Origin of the sequence: Pseudoalteromonas sp. P1-8 (assembly GCF_001399985.1) — a bacterium.
Classification (GTDB): Bacteria; Pseudomonadota; Gammaproteobacteria; order Enterobacterales; family Alteromonadaceae; genus Pseudoalteromonas.
Map to the genome: position 1 here is coordinate 45,793 of NZ_LJSO01000004.1, position 16,470 is coordinate 62,262.

The 16,470-nt window shown below is 43.4% G+C and carries 12 protein-coding genes and 1 other RNA gene; 2 read left to right on the forward strand and 11 right to left on the reverse strand.

Features of this window, described 5'->3' with window-relative positions; all coding sequences use genetic code 11:
* Positions 1–69 precede the first annotated feature (69 nt).
* The 3 genes from gcvH to AN213_RS07140 form a co-directional block, all read right to left on the reverse strand.
* Positions 70–459, reverse strand: coding sequence for a glycine cleavage system protein GcvH (gene gcvH / locus AN213_RS07130; protein WP_054551324.1), 390 nt, complete (start codon positions 457–459; stop codon positions 70–72).
* A gap of 51 nt (positions 460–510) precedes the next feature.
* Positions 511–1,593, reverse strand: a complete 1,083-nt coding sequence (gcvT, locus tag AN213_RS07135) for a glycine cleavage system aminomethyltransferase GcvT (RefSeq protein WP_054560755.1) — start codon at positions 1,591–1,593, stop codon at positions 511–513.
* 180 nt (positions 1,594–1,773) lie between these two features.
* The gene (locus AN213_RS07140) at positions 1,774–2,373 is read right to left on the reverse strand and encodes a hypothetical protein (protein ID WP_054560756.1); all 600 of its coding nucleotides are present in this window, start codon (positions 2,371–2,373) and stop codon (positions 1,774–1,776) included.
* Positions 2,374–2,497: 124 nt separating this feature from the next.
* Here AN213_RS07140 and AN213_RS07145 point away from each other — a divergent pair, with 124 nt between their 5' ends.
* Positions 2,498–3,343, forward strand: a complete 846-nt coding sequence (locus AN213_RS07145) for a LysR family transcriptional regulator (protein WP_054560757.1) — start codon at positions 2,498–2,500, stop codon at positions 3,341–3,343.
* Positions 3,344–3,803: 460 nt separating this feature from the next.
* On the opposite strand, the gene nagP is transcribed toward AN213_RS07145, so the two are convergent.
* From nagP to AN213_RS07170, 5 genes are all read right to left on the reverse strand, one after another.
* A complete protein-coding gene (gene nagP, locus AN213_RS07150) occupies positions 3,804–5,108 on the reverse strand; it encodes an N-acetylglucosamine MFS transporter NagP (RefSeq protein ID WP_055198117.1) in 1,305 nt (434 codons plus the stop codon).
* 203 nt (positions 5,109–5,311) lie between these two features.
* The gene (locus AN213_RS07155; RefSeq protein ID WP_055198119.1) at positions 5,312–6,478 is read right to left on the reverse strand and encodes an FAD-dependent monooxygenase; all 1,167 of its coding nucleotides are present in this window, start codon (positions 6,476–6,478) and stop codon (positions 5,312–5,314) included.
* Complete coding sequence (gene ubiH / locus AN213_RS07160) at positions 6,475–7,656, reverse strand: 2-octaprenyl-6-methoxyphenyl hydroxylase (protein ID WP_055198121.1); 1,182 nt, start codon at positions 7,654–7,656, stop codon at positions 6,475–6,477. The genes AN213_RS07155 and ubiH overlap by 4 nt, the downstream gene beginning before the upstream one ends.
* 8 nt (positions 7,657–7,664) lie before the next feature.
* Positions 7,665–8,990, reverse strand: a complete 1,326-nt coding sequence (gene pepP / locus AN213_RS07165) for a Xaa-Pro aminopeptidase (RefSeq protein ID WP_055198123.1) — start codon at positions 8,988–8,990, stop codon at positions 7,665–7,667.
* A 20-nt stretch (positions 8,991–9,010) separates the two neighbouring features.
* The gene (locus AN213_RS07170) at positions 9,011–9,574 is read right to left on the reverse strand and encodes a UPF0149 family protein (protein WP_054551315.1); all 564 of its coding nucleotides are present in this window, start codon (positions 9,572–9,574) and stop codon (positions 9,011–9,013) included.
* Positions 9,575–9,768: 194 nt separating this feature from the next.
* Here AN213_RS07170 and ssrS point away from each other — a divergent pair.
* Positions 9,769–9,952, forward strand: a non-coding RNA gene (gene ssrS, locus AN213_RS20040) — 6S RNA.
* 625 nt (positions 9,953–10,577) lie between these two features.
* Here the strand turns inward: ssrS and AN213_RS07175 are convergent.
* From AN213_RS07175 to AN213_RS07185, 3 genes are read right to left on the reverse strand one after another with little or no spacing between them, the layout of a single operon-like run.
* A complete protein-coding gene (locus tag AN213_RS07175) occupies positions 10,578–13,658 on the reverse strand; it encodes an efflux RND transporter permease subunit (protein WP_055198125.1) in 3,081 nt (1,026 codons plus the stop codon).
* Positions 13,658–14,896: an efflux RND transporter periplasmic adaptor subunit gene (locus AN213_RS07180; protein WP_054560765.1), complete on the reverse strand. Its 1,239-nt coding sequence runs from the start codon at positions 14,894–14,896 to the stop codon at positions 13,658–13,660. Before AN213_RS07180 ends, AN213_RS07175 begins: the two co-directional genes overlap by 1 nt.
* Before the next feature lie 2 nt (positions 14,897–14,898).
* Positions 14,899–16,305: a TolC family protein gene (locus AN213_RS07185; RefSeq protein ID WP_055198127.1), complete on the reverse strand. Its 1,407-nt coding sequence runs from the start codon at positions 16,303–16,305 to the stop codon at positions 14,899–14,901.
* Positions 16,306–16,470 lie beyond the last annotated feature (165 nt).

A 16,470-nucleotide genomic window follows, 5' to 3' on the forward strand; every position in this document is an offset into this window, starting at 1 on the left:
TGGAAAAGTAAGCTATAAAATCATAAAAGCCCCACTTATGAGGGGCTTTTAGTCGGCGTGACTAATTAATTAGTCTTCGTCGATTGTGTTAGCGTAGCCTTCAGCGTCTAACAGGTTATCAAGCTCTGATGTGTCAGATGCTTTGATACGGAATAACCAACCGTCAGTGTAAGGGTCGTTATTTACTGTTTCAGGCGAATCTTCAAGCTCTTCGTTGATTGCAACGATTTCACCGCCGATTGGTGCGTAGATGTCTGATGCTGCTTTTACAGACTCAGCTACTGCGCAGTCTTCACCCGCGTCAACTTCATCACCTACTTCTGGTAATTCAACGAATACCATGTCGCCAAGAAGTTCTTGTGCGTGCTCAGTGATACCTACAGTAAACGTACCGTCACCTTCGTCGCGAACCCACTCGTGTGAAGTAGCATATTTTAATTCGCTTGGGATATTGCTCATCTTTTTGTTCCTTTGGTTTATATTGGGTGATAACACCAAATTTTTTATAGTTTAGATAACTGATTTGCCGTTACGTACAAAGCAAGGTTTAACAACCTTAACGTTAACCAGTTTTTTACGCATCTCTACTTGGGCTGTTTCGCCAGTTGAACGCGGAACGCGTGCTAGCGCAACACTGTGACCAAGGGTTGGTGAGAATGTACCAGAGGTAATCACCCCTTCACCACCTTCAACGATGACTTTTAAACCGCTACGCAATACGCCTTTTTCTTCAAGCACTAAACCAACTAGTTTGTCTGTGCTCTTGTCAGCGCGTTGCTGTTCTAATACTTCACGACCGATAAACTTACGATCTTCTGGCTCCCATGCGATTGTCCACGCCATGTTTGCAGCAAGTGGAGAAACACTTTCGTCCATATCTAGGCCGTAAAGGTTCATACCCGCTTCAAGACGTAACGTATCACGTGCACCTAGACCTGCTGGCGCTACGCCTGCGTCTAGAAGTTGTTGCCATAAATCAGCAGCTTGATCGTTAGGTACTACGATTTCATAACCATCTTCGCCAGTATAGCCTGTTGTCGCAATAAATAAATCACCTGCTTGCACACCAAAGAAAGGCTTCATACCTTCAACAGCAGCTTGTTGCTCTGCGTTAAGTACTGTTGCTGTTTTAGCACGTGCGTTAGGGCCTTGAACGGCAATCATTGCAAACTCTGGACGCTCAGTAACCGTTACGGCGAAATCAGCCGAAACTTTAGCTAAATGCGCTAAATCTTTTTCACGTGTTGCTGAGTTAACTACTAAACGGTAGTTCGTTTCTGAGAAGAAGTAGATGATTAGGTCGTCGATTACGCCGCCTTCTTCGTTAAGCATACCTGTGTAAAGTGCTTTACCTGGTACAGTTAACTTAGCAACGTCGTTTGCAACTAGCTTACGTAAGAACGCTTGCGCTTGCTCGCCTTGAATATCGACAATAGTCATGTGAGATACGTCAAACATACCTGCATCTGTGCGAACCGCATTATGCTCTTCGATTTGTGAGCCGTAGTTGATTGGCATTTCCCAACCGTGGAAATCAACCATTTTTGCGCCAGCTTCAAGGTGCTTAGCATGTAAAACTGTTTTAGAAGTCATAATATTCCTTCACTTTTAAATTAACCCACAAGTTGTGGGGCGTGGCCTCAATTTAATGAGGGGGAATAACATGGGCGGCGATTATACATTAGTTGCACAGTTGTCACACCCAAATTGCGATTTTGTAACTAAAAAACAGCTAAACACCCAAGTGCGTAGCTGTTTTAAAAATTTTATCTTTTAAGCAACGTTGGCTAAGGCTAAATCAAAGCCGAGCTGCTGCAAGTGCGTTTGCCATTTATCAAGCTCTGCTTGGCGCGCCACCAACTGAAATTGCTGTGTTGCTTGGTTATCTATGGCGGTAATAAATACCTCACCGCTTTGTGCACCATAACAACTGCGCATGTCTGATAAACGCAGTCCCGGCGTTAGCTTAAAGCTGTCGACCAAGGCATCAAACGCTTGCTCACCACTTAGGGTTAGCGCGCTTAAGTCGTCACGCATTACATAATCAATGTCGTAACGTAGTTGTTGCTCATTAATAAGCGACTGTAATTGCACGCTGGCATCTTTACCTAATACAAAACGAAATGCAGTTTCGTTAAAGTAATACAGGGCATAAGCGTAGCTGCTTGTTAGGTCATCGTCTAATGAACTACGTAAGCCTAAACCGCTGGCGGTTAGCTTATTAATATCAAGACCTAAAATAGCCGTTAAAAATGGGATTGCTTCAGTGCCACTAAAATCCATAATGGCAGTATCGCTATTAGCTTGTAGCACGTTGTCTGCTGGGGTCTCAGCTTGGCTGTGGCGAGCAAACATTATTGGCGTAAAAGTCATATGTGACACCTATCAATCGTTAATGCTTGAAGTATATTGCGCCGTGCTGGCAACAACAAATTGTAATTATTTATCAATTGATAAATAATGCTTATATATATAGCCCTATAAATAGAATTTTTTAATGAAAAACATTTCTACCGATAGTTTACGTACTTTAGTCACTGTTGTTGAAGTTGGCGGATTTGCCAAAGCAGGTGAATTATTGGGGCTATCGCAACCAGCTGTGAGCTTACAAATAAAGCGCCTTGAAGATATGCTGGGCCATAAGCTGTTTAAAAAGCAAGGCCAGCGCCAAGTGCTTAATCAATACGGCGAATTGCTTATGCCATTAGCTAAGCAAATGCTGCAACAAAACGATGCCATTTTGCAGCAGTTCACCAGCGAAAACGTGACCGGTAAAGTGCGCTTGGGGATCCCCAGTGAATTTGCCGCACGTATTCTACCTTCGATCATTGGTGACTTCGTGGCCCTCTACCCTGACGTATCGCTCGAAGTACGCTCTCGTTTGAGTAAACATTTGTTGTCGGTTTCGCGCCAAGACCAATTCGATTTAGTACTGGCATTAAACGAAGAGCTAGAATCTGCCAAGTTCCCTATTTTTATGCAAGACCAACTAGTATGGGTGGGTGATTTAAACCTTGCACAAAACGATGTGGTCACGCTTGTAACCGCCCCCGAGGGATGTATTTATCGCCGCCGCGCAATCGAAGCTCTACAAAGTGCGGGTATTAAATACCGTATTGCCTACAGTAATGCCGACTTAACTGGCCTAACTGCGGCATTAAAAGAAGGCTTAGGCATTACAGTGCTTGCAAAAAGCACCGTACCGAATGAGCTTAACTACCAATTGCAAACCAAAGACCTCCCCGAGCTTGGTCAAATAGGTATTAGTTTAATTAAACGCACCGACGACCCCGGTACCGCCGTAGACAAACTCGCCGAGTTCATCGCCCTACGTTTAACGTAGGTTTGAGTTAGCGAGTTAGCGAGTTTCGAGTTTCGAGTTTCGAGTTTCGAGTTTCGAGTTTNGAGTTGCGAGTTGCGAGTTGCGAGTTGCGAGTTGCGAGTTGCGAGTTTTCAAAATTGTAGCAGCGATTTTATATCGCGTAGTAAATGAAATATGTAGTCGTTCTGCTTACATGACACGTTTTAAATAGATCATCGCGCGAAATAAATTTCACGCCTACGGTGCTAGGTGCTAACAGCATAGTGTTTTTTGGGTTGGAATACCTCCCCCTTTGACTTTTTTCAAACGCCTCCTACAACTCGCATCTCGCAAACTTTCCCCTTTACTCTTTACCCTTGTAACTCGCTAACTTTGAATCTGATAGCTGACGGCTGAAAGCTGATAGCTTTAGTTTAAGATCAAAAAAGCCGCAGTGATGGGCGTACCGCGGCTTTACCTAACTTGAAAATAATCTACTGGGTTATTTCCAGCTTCTCATCTTATGGCCTTTTAAGGCGTAAAATAAAATGAATACATAACTTGGGATCATCACAATGTAAGCGCCTTGTGCACCAAGGCCTGCTACGTTTCCTAAACCGATTAATAATGGGCCAAGTGCACCACCAGCAATACCCATGATCAATAAGCCTGATGCAGTGCCTGTTAAGCGACCTAAGCCAGCTAAAGCTAGTGGCCAAATTGCAGGCCAAACCATGGCATTAGCAAAACCTAATAACGCAATGCATAACAATGGGTCTGGTAATTGCGGGCCACCAAATGGCACTAATAATAGGTTTGAAATAATAAACGAGTCATTGCTACCAAGTACCACTAACAACACCGTGATAATACCGGCAATACCCGACATTAATAACGCTGTTTGTTGGCTCATAAAGCGTGGAATAGTCAAAATACCAATCGCGTAACCAATCAACATACACGCCATAGTGTAAGAGGTCATAACTGAGTAGTCAGCAACGCCAATTTGTAAAGCGTACGAGCCAATGGTATCTGCTGCAATCACTTCAACAGCAACGTATAAAGCAATACCCACTACACCTAAAACTAAGTGAGGGTGTGCTAGGGTTTCTTTAATTTCACCTTTACCGTTTGATGTTTCGTCTTCATCAAACACTAAATCAGGTAATGGTGCAAATTTCGCAAAGGCAGCAAATAACATGATTAACGCAGCAATCAACACATAAGGCATGATAAGGCTATTTGCCATAATATCTTTTTGTTCTTGCGATAATTTACCTGCACCATCAACCACACCGCTTACTACTACAGCTGCAAAAATCACCGGCACGATAACACCCGCAAATTTGTTTAATAAGCCCATGATACACACGCGCACAGCGGCTGATTTTTCAGAGCCCATTTTCACCACGTATGGGTTAACAGCGGTTTGTAGCACGGTTTGTCCAACACCTATCATTAACTGTGCGAACAAGAAAATTTCGATCATTTGCAGTTTCGCAGCCGGAATATACATCAGCGCCGATAAAGCCATAATCGCACAGCCAATCGCCATACCATTCTTATAACCAACGCGTTTGATCAGCATAGCCGATGGGATACCGGCAACTGTTACCGCAATATAAAAAGAAGAGATGATAAACGAAGCTTGTAACGGCGAAAGCTCAAGCATTTGCTGCAAAAATGGTGTAATTGCACCATTAAGCCACGTTATACACCCTAAGATAAAAAACATTGAGCCGGCCAATACCATTGGCAGCCAGATGCTTTGTTTTGTGTTGTTGTCACACTCAACCGTTGCTTCCATAATTGTTCTCTTAGTTTAATTATTTTTATTTGGTTGGAGATTATCGCTTAACAAAGCTGTTTAATTTCCATACCAATCACAAAAATTTAATCATACACTAACAAAAATGACAGCGCTATCATTTTGCGTTCATATAAGTGCAAAAAAGCCGCAGCTAATTGCTTAGCTGCGGCTTAAACTAAGTTGTAACAACTAGTTAGGTGTTATTTACCGATTGCTTCTTTTGCGAACAAATGTTTAATTGGGCCAAGGTTGTCTACAAGGCTTAAACTAACACCACGTACAAGCTTTTTCAGTGGGTTAGCACCTGCAAATAACTCTTTTAAGCCTTGCATCATGGCAATATGTTTTTGTGCATCAAGCTTACGAGTACGTTCATAATCACGCAGCGTGCGTGCACTTGCAAACTCGCCTTGCTCATTACTTAATAGCTCAATTAAATAAGCGGCGTCTTTTAGGCCAAGGTTCATACCTAAACCAGCTAATGGATGAATGGTATGCGCTGCATCGCCTATTAATACTACTTTGCCCGACACCCACTGCTGGGCATAACGCATCTTAAGTGGAAACGCCATGCGCTCACTTTGCACTTCACATAAACCACATTGGCCATCGAGGGCTGCCATAACCGCTTTATTAAAGTTGTTATCATCAAGCGCTAAAAGTGTGTCGCAATGCTCAGGGCTTGTTGACCAAACAATTGAGTGCGTATGGTTATCTGGCAAGGGTAAAAACGCCAGCGGCCCGGTTGGCAAAAACACTTGGCGTGCTGTGTTGTTATGCTCATCAGCGGTTTTAACCGTGGCAACAATAGCGTGATGGTCGTAATCTTTAAAAGTAATTGGCATATTGAACTGCTTACGAATAGCCGAGTTAGCCCCATCAGCCGCTACTAATAACTTAGCAATTACAGGCTCGCCGCTTTCAAGAGTAATAAACACATCAGAGTCGGTTTGATGAATTTGCTGGTAGCGGGTTTCGAACAATAAAGTGGCATTACTTTGCTTTTCAAGTTCGCTAATTAAAGCGTAGCGAATAATGTCGTTTTCGACGATATGACCGAGCTGCGGCAAATCGAGATCGTTATGATCAAAATGAATTTTACCAAAGCTGTCTTGATCTCGTACATCCATCGAGGTATACGGTGTAGCACGTTGTTTAATGATCTCTGGCCATACATTTAAAGACTCGAATAAGCCCTGACTAGCCAAGCTCAATGCGCTCACGCGAAGTGCATAATCATCACCCGGTAAGGTTTGACTTTTACTCGCATCAATCACCACAACGCTGATATCTGCTTTTGCTAAACCAAGTGCTAGCGTAAGGCCAACACAGCCACCACCGACAATACAAACTTGTGCTTGTTTCATATCCGTTTACCTTGCTTAACCTGACCCATAAGCTGTTTTGCCAGCGGGGTTTTTAACGAGGAGAATAAATCCATTGAGAAAAGGCCAATGCTGCGACCAAGCGCGAGCAATCGTGATGAGTTAGAGAACAAACGCACTAGGCTGTCTGTGAGTGTCATCACGGTCGTAATATCTTTACTGCGAGTTTGGCTGTAATTACGCGTAAAAGCGTAATCACCAAGGTCGCTTCTATTTGCCATATCACACAATAATTGCACATCACGTAGGCCTAAATTAAAGCCCTGCCCTGCGATTGGGTGAATAGCATGCCCTGCATTACCAATTAATACCGTACGGTGGCTGCTCAGTGATTCTGCTTTACCGTACACAAGCGGATAACTTGCGCGCATACCCACTTTGCTAAATGAGCCGCCGCAGTAACCAAATGCTTTTTGTAACGCAGCTAAAAAGGCATCGTCTTCAAGCGCCATAGTGTGCTCAATTTGCTCAGGCTCCATGCACCACACCAGTGAGTATCGGTTATTACTCATTGGCAACAACGCCATTGGGCCGTGCTCAGTAAAACGCTCAAAGGCATGATTATGATGACCGCCAGCCACTTCGATGTTGGCAATAATCGCCGCTTGCTGATATGCGCGGGTATTAAATTCAATATTAGCCAGTTTACGGCTTTGCGAATGAGCGCCATCAGCAATCACCACAAGCTTTGCGCTTAACTGCTCGCCCGAGCTCAGCGTGATGTTGGCAAAATCGCTTTGGTATTCAAGCTTGGCAACCGTATTAGGGCAAAACAAACTAACATCAGTACGCGTAAGTTGCTGATGAAGGCTGCGCCCAAATGGGTTCACTTCGACCACATAACCAAGGGCATCATGACCATATTCTTGGCAATCAATATGCGTTTTACCAAAATGACCACGATCAGACACAGTGACTTTTTTAATCGCTGCCGCAAATGGTGCTTGGCAATCAAACGCATTGATTGACTTTAAGTACTGAACAGACTGCTGAGCCAGCGCAATGCTTCTATCATCAAAGCTTGGATGATAGTTTGCGCTCACTTCATTTGCTTCAATTACAGCGATTGATAACTGCTTATTGCTCTGTTTTAGGCCTAGGGCACAACTTGCACCTGCCATTCCACCGCCGATAATGACAACATCAAACTGCTTTGCCACGCTTGCTCCTAGCCTTTGTTTGCTTGCATCACTGCTTCAATGTCACTAATGGTTTTAGGAACCGAAATGGTCAGGTTTTCATGGCCATCTTTAGTGACAAGTAAGTTATCTTCGATACGAATACCGATGCCTTTATATTGCTCTGGTGCTTTTGCATCTTCGCTAATATATAAACCCGGTTCGATTGTGAGCACCATGCCCGGCTCAAATACGCGCTCTTTTTCATCAAGCTTATATTCGCCAACATCGTGTACGTCTAACCCTAACCAATGACCAAGGCCATGCATGTAAAATGCTTTGCACGCTTGGTTTGCCATTAGCTCATCAAGCTCACCGGTTAAAATGCCTAAATCAATAAGCCCTTGCGTTAATACCGTTGAGGCCAGTTCATTCGCTTTCGATAAACTACCGCCTGGCTTTACTTGGCTGAATGCTGCTTCTTGAGCTGCTAATACAATGTTGTAAAGCGCTGCTTGAGGTTCGCTAAACTTGCCATTGATTGGGAAAGTACGTGTGATATCTGCCGCATAACCTTCAAGTTCACAGCCAGAATCAATTAACACTAAATCGCCATCTTTTAGCTCAGCGTCATTTTGTGTGTAGTGCAAAATGTTAGCGTTATCGCCACTGCCGACTATCGTGCCATAAGCAGGATGACGGGCACCATTCATTGCATAATGGTGATGAAGCTCTGCTTCTAATTGGTATTCAGTTGCGCCTGGTTTGACAAACTGCATCGCGCGAATATGGCCTTGTGCACTAATTTCACAAGCTGTACGCATAATGTTTAATTCTGCGTCAGATTTAAACAAACGCATTTCATGCACTAAACCACGAATATCTTTAATGGTATGCGGTGCTTTATAGCCTTTTTTAGGTGCGCCGCGAAGTGTGTTTAATAAGTCCCAAACCTTTGCATCGAAATTTGCGTAAGTGCCTTGTGCATAAAATAAAATCTGCTGGCCGTTCACCAAATCTAATAATTGTTCATCTAGTTCACTAAGTGGGCAAGTTGCGTCGAATAAGTACTCTGATTTAGCTTTTTCGAAGCCAATTCTACGGCCATGCCAAATTTCAGCTAGTTTATCTTTATTACGGCAAATAAGCGTACTTGGTGTATCGCTTGACGGGCAAAGCACTAAAACTGCATCTGGTTCGTTAAACCCTGTTAGGTAGAAAAAGTCACTGTCTTGGCGAAATGCATATTCAGTATCACGGCTACGTGTTACTTCTCCAGCCGCAGGAATAATAGCCACGCTATTTTTATCCATCATAGCAAGCAAGCGCTCGCGGCGGGCTTTAAATTCAGCTTTATCTATTGCAATAGACGACATGCTAAACCTCTGTAATTTGATTAGTGAAGGGTCTTCTTAGGGTTTTTATCTGCAGGCTCTTTGCCTAATTCAGCAAAACATAAAAGCGCAGAAACACGCACATACTCAATCACTTCGTGGAGTGCTTGGCTGTCTTCTTCGGTCTCTTCAAACATGGTGTCTAGGCGGGTAATTTCACTAAAATCGCTGATCACTTCTTTCACGTCAGCAGATAACTTGCCGTAATCTTTTTGTTTTAAACCAAAACCAAGCATAAAACCCGATACCCAAGATACTAAGCCATTGGCTAAATCGATCAGTGTTTCGTCGTCGCTTGGTAAGAATAGGTCAAACTGAAATTCTTCATCGCTAAAGCTGGCAACAACCTGAGAATACACATCAGCAAAAAATGCTTTTAAATCTTTATTGAAGGCTAAGCCATCATTGAATACATCGCTTAATAAACCTAAGTATTCGTCGGCTTCGATATTGATGCCACAGGCTAATAAACCACTGATCACACCATGGGCTTCGGCTGGTGCGACAAAAATTTCATTCTTTTCTAATAACAATTGGGCTTGTTGGTAATCAGGTAACGTGCTCATAACTTTTTCTTTGTTCGGCTAAGTAACGCCATGCTACCACTCGATAAATCGCAACTCCAATTAATTGTATGATTGAGGTCAAAAAGCAATCTGAAAAGTAAATAAGCAGTTAAAGGTGGGGAAAAACTACCCGAACGATCCGCTTTTTTTACTTCTATGGTTTAAGGATTGAAACTTGTCTTATATACTGAAGGTGTTCCCTAGGGTGCAGGAGCTTGGTTAAGTCCCTGAGCCGATAAATTTTATGTTAGGGTTTCTGTTCGTTTACTATTGTGCAAGCTCGGCATGTACCGAGAAGCCTACGGTAGACCGCAGATCCCCGCCCTGAAACCTCAAGGTTTCAGGACTGACACCGGGCACCGCATACTTGGGGAACACCATCAAGCCAGCTATCAGCTATCAGCTATCAGCTATCGAAAATCTTCCATGTAGTTTTTCTTTTATACAAGAGCTTATTATTCTTATTCGCGCGAAATAAATTTCACGCCTACGGTACTAATTAGTTTCAAGTTTCAAGTTTCAAGTTATCAATACTTTCCTTATATTTCCCTTTTACAAGAAATTTTAGTTTTCGGCGTTGAAACGCCTCCTACATCTCGGCAGTCGTTAACTTTACTCTTCCCCCTTGCTAACTTGTTTGTTTTTCTGATAGCTGAAAGCTGATAGCTCCTGTATGTTGGGTTTCGCTCTGCTCTAACCAACCTACGAGCTAATGAGTCAAGCAGTCGTCATTTATGGCGACACATAATCGCTAACATTGACGGGCTAAAGCCCGACCTACGACTTACCCGTTATTTAAGAAATATCGCGCGAAATAAATTTCACGCCTACGGCACCGGGTTTAGCCATAGCAATGTGCGTTCACAATCTAACTTTACTCTTTCCCCTTGCTAACTCGTTAACTTATTTGTTTTTCTGATAGCTGAGGGCTGAAAGCTGAAAGCTCCTGTGCGTTGGGTTTCACTTCACTCTACCCAACACACATGCTTTTAACCTATCGCCCCTACTTAAACCACCCTTGAAAACGCTCCATTAATAGGTAATTAACTGGCACTAATAGCAAGGTGATAAGCGTTGCGAAGATAATCCCAAAACCAAGGCTTACTGCCATTGGAATAAGGAATTGTGCTTGCGTTGCTTTTTCAAATAACAGCGGCATTAAGCCAATAAAGGTGGTTAAACTGGTTAGCATAACAGGGCGAAAACGTGCCGCACCGGCAAGCTTAACGGTTTCAAGTAAATCACCGCCCTCTTCACGTTTCTTATTGATAAAATCAACCAGTACCAAAGAGTCATTCACTACAACACCTATCAGGGCTAACATGCCAAGTAAGCTCATAATGGTTAACTCCATGCCCATTACCCAGTGGCCCATTACCGCACCTATCATGCCAAACGGAATAACACTCATCACAATTAATGGCTGTAAGTATGATTTAAACGGTATCGCTAATAACGCATAAATAATAAAGAATACAAACACGAGGCCCCAAGCCAATGAACCAAATGACTCTCGCTGCTCTTTGGCTTCACCTTCGAGAGAGTAATCAACCCCTGGGTATTGCACCATGAGCTCATCTAAGTAGGTTTTTAAATCTGCTTGCAGTACCGTCATATTGGTATTTGATTTTTCAACATCGGCTGTCACATTCAACGTGCGATAGCGATCAATACGATAAATAGACGATGGACTTTGCCCCGGTACTAAGGTCGCCACATGCGACAATGGCACTGTGCCACCCGTTGGGGTTTTAATTAAAATATCGGTTAAATCAGCAACTGAGCGACGTTCTTCAATTGGCAAACGCACCATTACACGCACATCATCACGACCACGTTGAATACGTTGAACTTGCGCACCAAAGAAGGAATTACGCACTTGCTGTGATACATCAACACGGTTTAAACCAAGCGCTAAACCTTGCTCTGTTAGCTCAATTTGCAGCTCGTCTTTACCATCTGACATGCTATCAGCAATTTCGTACACAGTTGGGTAAGTTGCTAAACGCTCTTTTACCTTTTCTGCCACAGCTTCAAGGGTGTCGATTGAGCTGCCACTTAGCTGCACATCAATAGGATCTGAACTGCGACCAAATTCAGCACGGAAAGTCACACTCTCTGCGCCCGGTATAATACCAATAAGGTCACGCCATTCACTGGCAAGCTCTCGAGAGCCGATATCTGATTCACGTTTTTCGGCTGGTGTGATTTCAAAGCGCACACTACCTGTATTTGACGAACCACCACGGCCACCCGTGGTTGCCAAAATATTTAAAATCACGCTTTGACCATCTTCATCGCGATACTTGTCTTGTAGCTCTTTGGCCTTCTCTGACATATCGATGATGTACTTGTTGGTCACTTCAAACGGTGTTCCAGCAGGGAATGTTAGCTCTGCGCGAACGGTTTCACTTGGTATACGTGGGAAGAATATAAACTTTGTCCAACCGCTGGTGATCAGGGTCAAAATGATGAAGAAAACCCCTACGAACAAGCTGACAGTTGCTAATTTATTCTTTAGTGCAACATTTAGTAGCGGCTGATAGTACTTCATAATGGCGTGTTCAAAGCCATCGGCAAAACGCTGCTGAAACTGCTGCAGTTTTGACGGATTACTTTTTTCACTTCGTAGTTTTAAGTACTTTAAGTGAGCCGGCAGAACAAATTTAGACTCAATTAAAGAGAACAGTAATACCGGAATAACGACAACAGGAATTTGCGCAAATAAGGCACCACGGTTACCTTCGATAAAGGCTAATGGTAAAAATGCAGCAACCGTTGTAAGTACACCAAAGGTAACGGGTGTCGCAACTTCTTGCGTACCACGAATAGCAGCTTGCTCACCACTTTCGGCTGTTTTTAGGTGGGTGTAGACATTTTCACCGGTCACAATGGCATCATCAACAACAATACCAAGTACCAAAATAAAACCAAATAAACTCATTACATTAAGCGTAATACCAAAAATTGGCATTGCTAAAAACGCGCCCATGAATGACACAGGGATACCAATAAACACCCAAAACGCAATGGCAGGACGCAAGAACAAGGTAAGTAATGCAAGAACTAAAATACCACCTTGAATAGCATTGGTTGTCAGTGTAGCAATACGGCTTTTCACGATTTCAGAGTCGTCATCCCAAAAGCTTAACTCAAACCCTTCAGGTAGCTGGCTTTGATGCTCGGTAATGTAATTTTTTACCGCATCAGCAACTTCAATCGCACTTTGCGGACCAATACGGTACACATCAATAAACGCCGCTTGCTTACCATTGAATCGCGTGCGAACTGGGGTTTCTTCGAAGTCATCAGTAATACGAGCAATGTCACCTAGGCGAATAATGGTACCATCAGCTTGGTACTTCACCACAACTTGGGCAAACTCATCTTTACGATAGGCTTGGCCTTTTGAGCGAATGAGTACATCACCCCCTTCCGTTTTTAAGTTACCTGCAGAAACATCGGTACTTGAATTACTAATTGCTGAAGAAATGTCCGATAAGCGTAAATCATATTGGCGTAATGTATCTTGGCTTACTTCAATAGCAATTTCGTAATCACGCACCCCACTTAGCTCTACCTGAGTGATTTCTGGCAAGCGTAATAAGTCATCACGTACCTGCTCGGCGTATTCTAAAGTTTCTTTTTCGCCGTATTCACTCGACACGGTTACCGCTATTACTTCACGAGTGCGCTGTGCAAGGGCTACAACTGGTTTTTCGGCATCAACCGGAAAAGTGTTAATGGCATCAACCCGGCTTTTTATATCGGCTAATAGCTCCCGTGGGTCATAGCCGGTATCTACTTCAATTGATACCGAGGCAGAGCCTTCTGATGAGCGGCTAGTAATACGCTTGATCCCTTCGAGATCTTGCACCGCTTCTTCAATACGGATAGCGACACCTTTTTCAACATCTTCAGGTGTTGAGCCACGTAAGGTCACGCTAACACTAATTCTGTCAGACTCAAATGAAGGGAACACTTCGAGTGGTATTTGCGTCGAAACGCTAAATAGCCCCGCTAATAAAATGCTGATCAGCAATAAGTTTGCTGCAACATGATTCTTTGTAAACCAAGCGATCATTATTGCGCTCCTTGCTCTTTAGGCGGCTCTTGATTGCTTGGGCGCTGTGCTTTACCACGCGTAGCTTGATATGCTTCACTACCCATAACGGTAACTTGTGTACCTGAGCTAACTTGTCCAAGCGGAGTAATCACTAAGTGTTCTCCTGCTGATAAGCCTTCGGCAACCATAGCTTGAGTCGCGTTTTGCCAAGCCAGTGAGATGTTTTTACGACGTAATACACCTTGTTCTTCAATATAAACGTACGTGCCTTGGTAAATTGCGCTGTTTGGGATCACAATGGCATTTTCAACCGCTTTGCCGGTAATTTGCGCTTTGATGTACTGACCAATTTTAATTGGATACTGATTCGCAGAAGTGGCTTTGTAAGGGTCATTAATTTGTGCAACCACGTAAAGCTGCTGCGCGCTTTCATCAATGGCCCCTTCGGTGCGAATAACTTGACCTTGCCATTGCTGTTTACCAACAAGATCTGAGCTAAATTTAACGAGTGAACCTGCGCTATTTTTAGCACCATCACGAAATTGTTCTGGTAAGTTAATGAACGGCAGATCTTTATTTTTGATTGGTAAGCGAATTTCAACACGGTCAATCGCATAAATGCTGGCAAGTTCCATGTTATTACTCACCACTTGGCCTAAATCTACGCTGCGGCTTAAAACTCGCCCCGCGTATGGAGCAGTGATTTTTGTACGCTCTAAATCAAGTTTGGCTTTTTCAAGCGTCGCTTGGGCAGACAATACACTTGCCTCGGCTGCTGCAAGTTGTGGCTTACGCAATACCAGGCTACTTGCTTGTTCACCCTTGCCTAAGCGCTCCCAATCAGTAATAGCTTGACGACCACGAGCTTGCTCTTCAAGTAAGCTTTGCTCAGCGGTTAATAACGTCGCTTGTGCTGATTTTACTTCGGCGCGGTGATCTCTATCATCTAGTTGCAACAACACATCGCCTTTTTCGAAAAAGCCACCTTCACGAAATTGCTCACTAATTTCGATAATTTGCCCTGAAGCCTGCGCGACTAGCATACTTTGCGTACGTGGCTTTACGGTGCCAAAACTATCAATCATCACCTGATAGGTTTCTGGTGTTAGGGTCTTAACTGCCACATTTACTTTTGCTTTTGGCGGTGAAGAAAAGCGGTTTGCTTGAGGCGGGTTGCCTTTAATAAACATGACAAGCAGTACCGTCACAACAATTACTACCAATGGAATTAAAATTTTACGTGTCTTGCTATTCATGATTATTGCTCTGCTACTTCGCTGTTTGCTTCACTAAAATCACCACCAAGGGCAATATGTAAGTTGATTCTATTAATAATTAACTGGTTTTTAATTTCGATTACCGAGCTTTGCGCATTAAACGAACGGTCTTGTGCATCGAGTACCGTGGTGTAGGTAACCAAGCCACTTTGATATTGTTCAAACGCTAATGCCTCTGCGGTAATGGCATTTTCTTGCGCTTCTATGGTTTTTTCATAGCGTACTTTAAGCGCTTGCTCTTGGCTGATGGCTGTTTCAACATCGTTAAAGGCATCATAAAGTGTGGCAAGATACGCCTGTTCTTGGCGCTTAACGCTTAGTCTTGCTTGTTCTTCATTGGCTTTTAAGCGACCCCCTTCAAAAATTGGCATCGAAATACTACCAATCAGCGACCACGCTAAGCTTGAAGGCGAAAATATGTCGCTCACTCTATCTGTGCTATCACTCATTGATGCAGAAAGATTTAAGCTCGGAAAACGCTGTTTGTGCGCGTAAGCAAGCCCAGCATCGGTGCTAAGTAATTGATACCAGCTTGCCATTAACTCAGGTTTGCGAGTGATAAGCTCTGAAGGTAAACCTAGTGGAATAGCACTATCGAGTAGTGGTAAATCTGCGCTAACGCTTAACGCGCCAGTTGGGTATTGGCCTGTTAAACGCTCTAAATCGCGAATCGATTTAGTTAACGTTGCTTGCTGCGCCGCAATGTTCGAGCGCTCGGTATTTAGCTCATTACGAGCAAGATAAACATCAAGTGCTTCATTTAGACCTTGGCGATAACCTGACTCAATAATATCTAAATTTTTCTCAGCGTTTTGCTCACGCTGCTTATATAGCTCAAGTAATTTGTGGTTAGTAATAACATCAAACCAACCCGCTACCACATCAGCGACTAATTGTTGCTTGCTTTGTGCAAAGGTGGCTTTTTCAGCTAGGTACTCAAGGTTTGCTTGTCGTTCTGAGGCCGACAATTTTCCCCATAAATCAACTTCGTAGCTTAATTCTAATGATGCAGAACTAGCATTGTTATAACTAACAGGGCGGTTATCTTTACTACGGCTCGCACGTGTTGATAAATCAAGGCTTGGCCATAAATCAGCCCCAGCAGCAATAAGCTGCTGCTCTTTAATCGCGACATCATAGCCCGCTTGTAAAATCGCTTGGTTATGGGCTAATGCTTGCTCAACTAAAGTAAAAACTTGAGGGTCGTGTAATTGCTGCAACCAGTTATCTTCAACAGCAAGCGCCTTGTCACCAGAAGGGAGTTGCTGCCATGCACTTGGTACAGTCTCAAGCTCAGCAACTCGTTCATTGTGAGTCGGCTGACTCGTACATGCACTTAGCAAAATTACACTTAAAGCCAATAAACTCGGCTTATATTGCCAATTCATTCTAAAAACCTGAAAAACATCTATTTATGAGTGTAATTCAAGCACCACGTTAAGTTTTGCTCAACTGACTTTACATAACATTACACTGCCTTACATTTGGGGACGATGAACGGTAGGAAAATGGGGGTAAGTTGCAAACTATCAGCTATCAGCTATCAGCTCAGC

Coding starts and splice junctions, on each gene's coding strand:
- gcvH (WP_054551324.1), bottom strand. CDS start 459: ATGAGCAATATCCCAAGCGAATTAAAATATGCTACTTCACACGAGTGG.
- gcvT (WP_054560755.1), bottom strand. CDS start 1,593: ATGACTTCTAAAACAGTTTTACATGCTAAGCACCTTGAAGCTGGCGCA.
- AN213_RS07140 (WP_054560756.1), bottom strand. CDS start 2,373: ATGACTTTTACGCCAATAATGTTTGCTCGCCACAGCCAAGCTGAGACC.
- AN213_RS07145 (WP_054560757.1), top strand. CDS start 2,498: ATGAAAAACATTTCTACCGATAGTTTACGTACTTTAGTCACTGTTGTT.
- nagP (WP_055198117.1), bottom strand. CDS start 5,108: ATGGAAGCAACGGTTGAGTGTGACAACAACACAAAACAAAGCATCTGG.
- AN213_RS07155 (WP_055198119.1), bottom strand. CDS start 6,478: ATGAAACAAGCACAAGTTTGTATTGTCGGTGGTGGCTGTGTTGGCCTT.
- pepP (WP_055198123.1), bottom strand. CDS start 8,990: ATGTCGTCTATTGCAATAGATAAAGCTGAATTTAAAGCCCGCCGCGAG.
- AN213_RS07170 (WP_054551315.1), bottom strand. CDS start 9,574: ATGAGCACGTTACCTGATTACCAACAAGCCCAATTGTTATTAGAAAAG.
- AN213_RS07175 (WP_055198125.1), bottom strand. CDS start 13,658: ATGATCGCTTGGTTTACAAAGAATCATGTTGCAGCAAACTTATTGCTG.
- AN213_RS07180 (WP_054560765.1), bottom strand. CDS start 14,896: ATGAATAGCAAGACACGTAAAATTTTAATTCCATTGGTAGTAATTGTT.
- AN213_RS07185 (WP_055198127.1), bottom strand. CDS start 16,305: ATGAATTGGCAATATAAGCCGAGTTTATTGGCTTTAAGTGTAATTTTG.